3 protein-coding genes are annotated in these 3,756 nt (G+C 52.2%); all 3 read right to left on the reverse strand.

All coding sequences use genetic code 11. The features are described 5' to 3' along the window. Positions 1–739 (reverse strand): exodeoxyribonuclease III (locus A918_RS0103615; protein WP_022709736.1); only part of this gene is annotated, 739 nt, incomplete at its 3' end. A gap of 157 nt (positions 740–896) precedes the next feature. Further along, the gene (locus A918_RS0103620; protein ID WP_022709737.1) at positions 897–1,547 is read right to left on the reverse strand and encodes an outer membrane lipoprotein carrier protein LolA; all 651 of its coding nucleotides are present in this window, start codon (positions 1,545–1,547) and stop codon (positions 897–899) included. Between the two features lie 85 nt (positions 1,548–1,632). Further along, a partial coding sequence (locus tag A918_RS0103625) for a DNA translocase FtsK (protein ID WP_022709738.1) occupies positions 1,633–3,756 on the reverse strand: 2,124 nt, incomplete at its 5' end.

Consider the following 3,756-nt stretch of genomic DNA (forward strand, 5'->3'; position numbering starts at 1 on the left):
GCAGAACCTGCAATTCTTTCATATGCTGTTCAAGATCTTTGGAACCCCAGACGTGATCAAGACGACGGCCGCGATCAGATGCATCCCAATCTTTGGCTCGGTAGCTCCACCAGGTGTAAATTTTCTGATCTGCAGGGATGACCTGACGCATCAGATCACTCCAGCCGCCTTTCACCCGCAAATCTTCCAGTGTCTCGGTTTCAACCGGCGTATGGCTGACAATTTTCAGCATCTGTTTATGTGACCAGACATCATTTTCCAGCGGTGCAATATTGAGATCGCCCACCAGAATGGAAGAAAAACCATCACCGCGATCTGCCGTTACTGCCCGCATTTCCTCAAGGAAATTCAGCTTATGGGCAAATTTCGGATTGATCGTCACATCCGGTTCATCCCCGCCGGCAGGCACATAGAAATTATGGATGCGGATTGATTTACCGCCTGCCTGCACAACACTGCTGAGGTGACGGCAGTCCCCCATATCACAGAAGCCAATAACTTCCGTATTTTCCATCGGCCTGCGCGACAGTGTAGCTACACCGTGATAGCCCTTCTGACCGCTGATCGCGATGTGCTCATAACCGGCATTGCGCAGCTCTTTGAGCGGAAACTGGTTATCAGGGCATTTGGTTTCCTGCAGGCACAACACATCCGGTGTGTGCTTCTCCAGAAAGTCCAGAACCAGCGGCAAACGAAGGCGAACTGAATTGATATTCCAGGTGGCGACGGAAAAACTCATTAAACTGCTCAACGGGCTGAAGGGTAAAAGACGAAACAGGTGAGATCTCACCATAGTTTGCGTAACATAAGCCGCTTATGCAGGATGTGCAAATGCCGGATAAATAAAAAATGCCGCGCTAAAGCAGGCGCGGCATTTTCAATAGTTTTACCAAGGATCAGCGATTTTTGCGCTTCATAGCCAGACGCTGATAGTCAATCTTGAACATATTATCCGCAAAACGCACACCTTTCTGCACGTTGAAGATCATCACCGTGGTATCCTGACGCTGTGCATCGGTAATCGTCCACTGCTTCAGTTCCGCATTGGCCGGATCAAACATCAGCGCAATTGTGGCATCAGCAAAAACCGCTTTGTCGCCCAAAATCATAGTCAGCGCATCCGGTTCGTTTTTCAAACCGCGCAAACGGCCGCCGCCCAGATCAACATGATCGCTGAGCAGCAATTTCAGTGGTGTTTTCGACAGCGGATACAAATCCCATGTATCCAGCTTCTTATTATTGACGACGACGGATTCACCATCAGAGATCACGGTGATCGGTGATTTATCATAGTTGAAACGGATTTTACCCGGACGCTCAATGTAGAATTTACCGCCGGTCTGATCGCCTTTCGGACCAAACTGCACAAATTCACCGGTCATGGTTTTCACAGCTGTAAACTGATTGGCAATAGCCTGCGCCTGCGCACCACTATTTGCTGATTGCGCCTGCGCAAAACCGGCAGGCAGCAGCACCCCCAGAGCAACGGATGCAACAGTGAGATATTTTGCGACCATGAAAGGCAGTTTCAGTTTCATCAGAGACATATGCTCCCGTATTCGTTATGACGGTTTTCACCGTGTTCTTTTATCTTTTAAACCGGCAGTTTGACCTGACTATGGCAGAGCAGGATCAGTAATCATCATCCTGCGTCGGGACAAGAATATCACGTTTGCCCGCATGATTGGCAGGTCCCACAATACCCTCTTCCTCCATACGCTCGATGATCGAAGCTGCGCGGTTATAACCAATGCCGAGACGGCGCTGGATATAGCTGGTTGAGGCCTTCTTATCGCGCAGCACCACAGCAACAGCCTGATCATAAGGATCATCGGAATTTTCCAGATTGGACGTACCGGACGGTGCGGAACCGCCCTCGTCCTCATCATCTTCCATAACGGCATCCAGATATTCCGGCACACCCTGCGCTTTAAGGTGCTGAACCACCTGTTCAACTTCATCATCGCCGACAAAAGGCCCGTGAACACGCTGGATACGCCCGCCACCGGCCATAAATAACATATCACCCATACCCAAAAGCTGTTCAGCGCCCTGCTCGCCCAGCACCGTACGGCTGTCGATTTTAGAGGTAACCTGAAACGAAATACGGGTCGGGAAATTCGCCTTGATCGTACCGGTAATCACATCCACCGACGGGCGCTGCGTTGCCATAATCACATGAATACCGGCAGCACGCGCCATCTGCGCCAGACGCTGCACCGCGCCTTCAATATCTTTACCAGCAACCATCATCAGATCGGCCATTTCGTCGATAATCACGACGATATATGGCATTGGCGACAGATCCAGTTCTTCGGTTTCATAAACCGCTTCACCGGTATTGCGGTCAAAGCCGGTCTGCACCGTGCGGGAAATCTGCTCGCCTTTTTTCTCAGCCAGTGAAACACGGCTGTTGAAACCGTCAATATTGCGCACGCCGACTTTCGACATTTTGCGATAGCGGTCTTCCATCTCGCGCACTGCCCATTTCAGTGCGACAACCGCTTTCTTCGGATCAGTCACCACAGGGGTGAGCAAATGCGGAATACCGTCATAAACGGAAAGTTCCAGCATTTTCGGATCAATCATAATCAGGCGGCATTCCTGCGGGGTCATGCGATAGACCAGCGACAGGATCATGGTATTAATCGCCACAGATTTACCGGAACCTGTGGTACCGGCTACCAGCACGTGAGGCATTTTGGCGAGATCGGCAATCACCGGCTCACCATTAATGGTTTTACCCAGTGCCAGTGCCAGCTTGGTTTTGGTTTGCATGAAATCGCGGCTCGCCAGCATTTCACGCAGGAATACCATTTCGCGCTTCGGATTAGGCAGTTCAATACCAATGGCATTGCGCCCCGGCACCACCGCCACACGGGCAGAAATCGCACTCATAGAGCGGGCAATATCATCAGCCAGACCGATGACACGGGAAGATTTAATCCCCGGCGCCGGCTCCAGCTCATACATGGTCACAACCGGACCCGGCTTGACCTGAATAATTTCACCGCGCACACCGAAATCTTCCAGCACACCTTCCAGAACACGGGCATTTTGCTCCAGCGCTTCTTTCGACAGTGACGGATCGCGCGCAACAACTTTCGGTTCGCTCAGATAATTGAGATCCGGCAGCATGAAGCGGCCGCCATTATTCACCGGATGCGTTGGCGCACGGGCAGTCGGAGCTTTGCGTGCCGCCTGCATGCGCGGAGCCTGTACAGCTGCAGGTTGTTGCGGTGCCGGTGCATCATCATAATCATCATCGTCAAAATGCATGTCATCAGCAGCATGACCGGCAGGTTCAAAGCCCGGTTCAAAGCGCTGACCTGCACCCCGACGCGCGGCTGTTACATCACCGAACGGATCATCATCACGGTTGCGTTTGCGCGATGTGGACGGATTGCGCTTCAGACCAAACATGCGCCGTACCGATGCCTTGGCGCTCAGCATCCAGTGGGATGCAGCACCCAAAGTCGATGCGGACAGAGTTGAGAAGAAGCCCGCGCGGATTTCACCGGTTTCCTCATCATAGCCTTCATCATAATGATCGTCTGCGACCTGACGTGCTTTGGCGCGGACAGGTTTTGTCAGGCTGCGCTCACGGCCGATCAGGCCGCTGGCAAAGGCGCATAACCACAAAGCCGGAACAGACAAAATAACGGCAATACCAAGCGCAATCACACCGGTAGGAAATTCACCTAAGAACACGCCCGGCACTTTAAGCACCATATCGCCGAACACACCGCCAAGGCC

Source organism: Pseudochrobactrum sp. AO18b, from assembly GCF_000409565.1.
Lineage (GTDB): Bacteria > Pseudomonadota > Alphaproteobacteria > Rhizobiales > Rhizobiaceae > Pseudochrobactrum > Pseudochrobactrum saccharolyticum.